The organism is Streptomyces sp. McG3, from assembly GCF_018619185.1.
Taxonomy (GTDB): Bacteria; Actinomycetota; Actinomycetes; order Streptomycetales; family Streptomycetaceae; genus Streptomyces.
In genome coordinates, this window is the sequence record NZ_JAAXYC010000437.1 from 1 (window position 1) to 5110 (window position 5110).

Here is a 5110-nt window from a genome sequence, read left to right on the forward strand (position 1 = left end):
GGGGCGCGACGGCCGCGGGCGGGGGGTCAGGCGAGATCGGCGAGCTTGCGGAAGTCCCAGGAGGTGATCGTCTCCGGGGTGAGCCGCAGCCAGGCGTGCCGTCCGTCGTGCGGCATCTCCGTCATGCCGAAGTACTTCACGGGGAACAGCCGCTCCGGCTCCACGAGTTCGGGGCAGGGCTCGCCCGTGCGGGGCGCCTCGCCGACGAACTCCGCCCGGCCGGTGAGCTCCACGCCGCGCAGCTCCCCGTACCCCTCGCCGTCGTCCACGACCACGGCGACCCTGGCGTCCCCGCGCAGTTGGGACCAGCGCAGGCTGCGCGTGATGGAGTACAGCCAGAGGGAGCCGCCGTCCCAGACGAACCACAGGGCGCCGACGTGCGGGGCGCCGTCACGGCTGAGCGTCGCCACCCGGCAGGTGCGCTGTTCGCCGAGATAGGCGTCCCGCTCCCCGGGCGTCATCATGATCCGGCGGCCTCGTCGCTGGGTGTCGGTCATGGTCGCCCTCTCCCGGGATCTGGCTGAGTGTCAGAAATTATCTGATTGGGTGTCAGAAATCATGGACGCTCTTCCTTGATGACGCAATGGCCGCTACTCTCGCGCGCCCGGTCCGTCCACAGAAGTCCGTCCCCAGGAGCCCGTCCGCAGCAGCCCTCCGCAGGAGCCCGTCTTCCCGGGCGGCGGACACAGGAAAGGGAGGAGCGCCCGTGCCGTCGAGGTCCTCACAGGAGCGGCTCACCGAACTGCTCGACCCCGCCACCACCGTCCTGCTGACCGTCGAGTGCCAGCAGGGCGTCGTGGGGCCGGACAGCGCCCTGCCCGAACTCGCCGCCGCGGCCCGCTCGTCGGGCGCGCTCGACAACATCGCCCGCCTCGTCGCCGCCGCCCACGGGAGCGGAGTCCAGGTGATGCACGCGGTCGCCGAGAGCCGGCCCGACGGTCGCGGCGGCAACCACAACGCCCGGCTCTTCCGCGCAGCCGCCCGGCTGCCCGTCCAGCAGCACACCGGCAGCACCGCCGTCCGGGTCGCGGCCCCCATCGAGGTGGCCGACGAGGACCTCGTCGTCCGCCGGCTGCACGGCCTCTCGCCGCTGGCCGGCACCGACGTCGACCCGCTGCTGCGCAACCTCGGCTGCCGGACGCTCGTCGTCACCGGCGTATCGGCCAACATCGCGATCCCCAACGCCGTCTTCGACGCGGTCAACCTCGGCTACACGGCCGTCGTACCGGCCGACGCCATCGCGGGGGTGCCCGCCGAGTACACCCCCGCGATGGTCCGCAACACGCTCGCCCTCGTCGCCACCGTCACCACCACGGACGCCGTACTCGTCGGCTGGAAGCGACCGCGCGGGCAGGGGAGGGGACAGGGAGCGGCTACACCAGCCTGATCGAGTCGCCCTCGACGCTGATCTCACGGGCGGGCAGCGGTTGCGTTGCGGGCCCGCCGGTCGGGCTGCCGGTGGCGGCGTCGAACGTGGAGTTGTGGCAGGGACACGTGATCACGCCGTCCGAGACGTCCTTGACCGCGCAGCCCTGATGGGTGCACGTGGACGAGAACGCCTTGAACTCGCCCTGCTGAGGCTGGGTCACCACGACCTTCTGCGTGGCGAAGACCACCCCGCCGCCCTCCGGGATGTCCGCGGTCGCGGCCAGCACCTCTCCACCCTTCCCGCCGCCGCTCCCGGGCTGCTCGACCGCGTCCGGACTCCCCGAACCCTCCGAACCGTCCGATCCGCCGCACGCGGTGAGGGCGGCGGCCGCTCCGGCCGCTCCCACCGCGGCGACGACCGTGCGGCGTCCGAGGAGGCTCCGGCGCTCCTGCGTTGCGCTCATCGCGGCATTCCCTTCGTCGGTCTTCTCGACTGTCTTCCCAGCTCGGTCACTTCGGTCAGGGGTACGTGCCCCCGGGGCGCGGTGTTCACGCCGGGATGCCGGGATGCCGGGATGTCGGAAGGCCGCTGGACGGCCCCGTCGGCCGGGGGTAGTTTCGCCGACATCTGCCGCCGCCATCAGGGGAGTCCGCGTTGGTGCTGGTCGGACGGACCGGAGAACTGCACGCCCTGCTCGACGCGATCGCCCACCCGCCGTCGGTCGCCCTGATCGAGGGGGAGGCGGGCGTCGGCAAGACCCGGCTGATCCGGGAGGCCGTCGGACACTCCGTGCCCGGCCCCGGCCGCCCGCCCGGCGCCCGGGTCCTCGCCGGCGCCTGCCCGCCGCTGCGCGAGCCCTTCCCGTACGGTCCCGTCTTCGACGTCCTCCGCACCCTGGAGGGCGCGGTCCCCGAGCGGCTCAACCCGGTCTGCGGGGCCCTGCGCCCCTACCTTCCCGAACTCGCCGGACAACTTCCGCCCGATCCGGCTCCGCTGCTCGATCCGCAGGCGGCGGCCCACCGTCTCTTCCGGGCCGTGCGGGCACTGCTCGCGGCGGTGTCCCCGGCAGTCCTCGTCGTGGAGGATCTGCACTGGGCCGACGACGGCACCCGGGACCTGCTCCGCTTCCTGGCCGACGACCCACCGCCGGGCCTGTCCACCGTCCTCAGCTACCGCCGTGAGGACCTCATGAGCGGGGCGCTGCCGCTGGGCCGCGCCTACCGGCATCCGCCGGGCGTCACCTCCGTGGTTCTCCCGCTGAGCCCGCTCGACGTCGCCGGAGTGAGGACCCTCACGGCGGCGCTGACCGGCCGCGACGTCCCCGCCGCTGTGGCGCACCGGCTGCACGAACGGACTGCGGGCATCCCCTTCGTCCTCGAATTCGTTCTGGAGGAGCCGGGCGAACTCGACGGATCCGAGGGGGCGGTGCCCCTTCTCCTGCGCGACGCCATGGCAGAGAGGGTGGCGGGCCTCTCGGAGCCGGCGGCGGCCGCCGTGCACGCCGCAGCCGTACTGAAGGTGCCCGCCGCCGAGGAGCTGATCAGCGCGGTGTCGGGCCAGCACGGCGACGAAGCGGCCGACGCCCTGCGGGAGGCCCTGCGCGCGGGCGTGCTCCACGACTGCGGGGACGACCGCTACGGCTTCCGCCACGGCCTGGCCCAACAGGCCGTCTACGAAGGGCTCATGAGGCCGGACCGGCGTCGGCTCCACCGGCGCGCCACCGCGGTGCTGGCCACCCACGAACCCCCGCCGCTCGTGCAGCTCGCCCACCACACCCGCCAGGCGAGCGACCTGACCGCCTGGCGCACGTACGCCGAACAGGCCGCCGAGTCCGCCCGGAGCCTCGGTGACGCGGCGCTCGCCGTCGAGCTCTACGAGGGGCTCCTGGACGACCCCCGCCTCCCGGAGGAGGACCGGGCGCGGCTCGCGGTGCGCCTCAGCCGCGCGGCGCTCTTCGGGCTGGCTCACCGGCGCTCCAGCAGGCTGCTGCGCCGGGTCGTCTCCTCCGCCTCCTCCGCCGAACTGCCGGACGCGGTGCGGGGCGAGATCCGTCTCAACCTGGGACTGCTGCTCAACAACCAGGCCGGCCGGCACGAACAGGGCCGCCTGGACACCGAGCTGGCCGTGGACGAACTGCACGAACGCCCCGAGCTGGCCGCTCGCGCCATGGCGGGCCTCGCCATGCCCGTATGGGGCGAGCACCCCGTCGCCGTCCACACGCACTGGGCCGAACGGGCCGAGGAACTCGCCGCCCGACACGGCGACCGGGCGCTGCGGCTCGCGGTGCGCGGCAACTTCCTGGCGCTGCGGGTCTGCCTCGGCGACGGCGACGCGGTGCGCGACGAAGCCGAGAAGCTGCTCGCCGACCGGCGGAGCGCGGCCGAACGCGTCGAACTCGCCCGGATGTGCGCCAACGCGGCCGACGCCTGCGCCTGGGTGGGCCGGTCCGCCGACGCCGAACGCTTCCGGGACGAGGGGGTGCGGCTCGCGGAAGCGGCCGGAGCCCCCTTCCTCAGCGGCATCATCGAGGGCACCGCCCTGCGCATGGCCTGGACGCGCGGCGCCTGGCAGGGCCTCGCCGAACGGGCCCGTACGGTCCTGGCGGACGCGCCCGGCGTCTCGGGCATCGCGTCCGACGCCCACCTCGTCCTCGGGCTGCTCGCCGAGACGTGCGGGGAGTGGGACGCGGCGCTGGAGCACCTGGACGCGGCGGCGCTCGGCGACCCCGCCAACGCCCCGGCTCCCGCACTCGCCGCCGCGTCGGCCGCCGCCGTACGGATCCGGCTGGAGCGGGGCGAGAGGGGCGGGGCGTACACGGAGGCCGCGCGGGCGCTGGACCGGGTCCGCCGCAAGGGTGTCTGGGGCTGGGCAGCGGAGCTGGTTCCGGCCGCGCTGACGGCGTACCGCGCGACGGACCGCGCCCTCGAAGCGCGTGAGCTGCTCGCCGAGTTCACGGCCGGCCTCGGCGACCTGGACGCACCCGCCGCCAGGGCCGCGCTCGCCGCCTGCCGGGGCGACCACGCCCGCGCCGCCGAACGGTACGCGGCGCTCCCTGCCCCGTACCCGGCGGCGCTGTGCGCGGAGCGGGCCGCCGGAGGAGAGGTGGAGCGGCTGCGCGCGGTCGCCGCGGGCTTCGAGGCGCTCGGGGCCGTACGGGACGCCGCGCGCTGCCGCAGCGCCCTGCGCGAGCGGGGCGCTGGAGCTCCACAGGGTCCCAGGCGGGGGCGCAGGGGATACGGCAACGAGCTCTCCCCGCGTGAAGGGGACGTCGCCCGCCTGGTGGCGACGGGGCATTCCAACAGGGAGATCGCCGAGCTGCTCTTCCTGTCGCCGCGCACCGTGGAACAGCACGTCGCGAAGGTGCTCCGGAAGCTGAACGTGTCCGCCCGCGGCGAGGTGCGGGAGATCCACCCGGGCGGAGTCCCGGATGATTCCGGGCGTGCGGGGGCCATTGAATAGGTGGCGCTACGCAGTGCCGTACGGATTGTTCCGACCCGGAGGGGGCCGGAGAGTTGCCCCGTCGCCGCACCGGGCACACACCCTGCCCCACACCCCAGCCCGGAGCGGCGGCTCCTGTGCCACCCGTGCCGAGCCGCCGCCCCCAACTCGCGGCGGCCGCGCGCGGTTCCCCATCACACGGAGCCAAGGGAGCAACCAGACCATGCGCACAACCAGCAGACCGCGCCTCGGCGCACTGTGTACCGCGGCCGCCGCGGCCATGGCGCTCGGACTCGCCGGAAC

General features: G+C 74.7%; 4 protein-coding genes. 2 read left to right on the forward strand and 2 right to left on the reverse strand.

Features of this window, described 5'->3' with window-relative positions:
• Window positions 1-26: 26 nt before the first annotated feature.
• Window positions 27-497 carry a pyridoxamine 5'-phosphate oxidase family protein gene (locus tag HET64_RS36360; RefSeq protein WP_215111507.1) on the reverse strand — a complete coding sequence of 157 codons (471 nt, stop codon included), beginning with the start codon at window positions 495-497 and terminating at the stop codon, window positions 27-29.
• Between the two features lie 209 nt (window positions 498-706).
• Between HET64_RS36360 and HET64_RS36365 the strand changes: the two genes are divergently transcribed.
• Window positions 707-1387 (forward strand): cysteine hydrolase, encoded by a 681-nt coding sequence (locus tag HET64_RS36365; protein WP_215111508.1) that lies wholly within the window; start codon window positions 707-709, stop codon window positions 1385-1387.
• Here the strand turns inward: HET64_RS36365 and HET64_RS36370 are convergent.
• Entirely contained in the window at window positions 1374-1832 is a 459-nt protein-coding gene (locus HET64_RS36370) for a Rieske (2Fe-2S) protein (RefSeq protein ID WP_215111509.1), read from the reverse strand. The two genes, HET64_RS36365 and HET64_RS36370, sit on opposite strands and share 14 nt — an antisense overlap.
• Window positions 1833-2026: 194 nt before the next feature.
• Between HET64_RS36370 and HET64_RS36375 the strand changes: the two genes are divergently transcribed.
• A complete protein-coding gene (locus HET64_RS36375) occupies window positions 2027-4828 on the forward strand; it encodes an AAA family ATPase (RefSeq protein ID WP_308370427.1) in 2802 nt (933 codons plus the stop codon).
• Window positions 4829-5110: the final 282 nt, after the last annotated feature.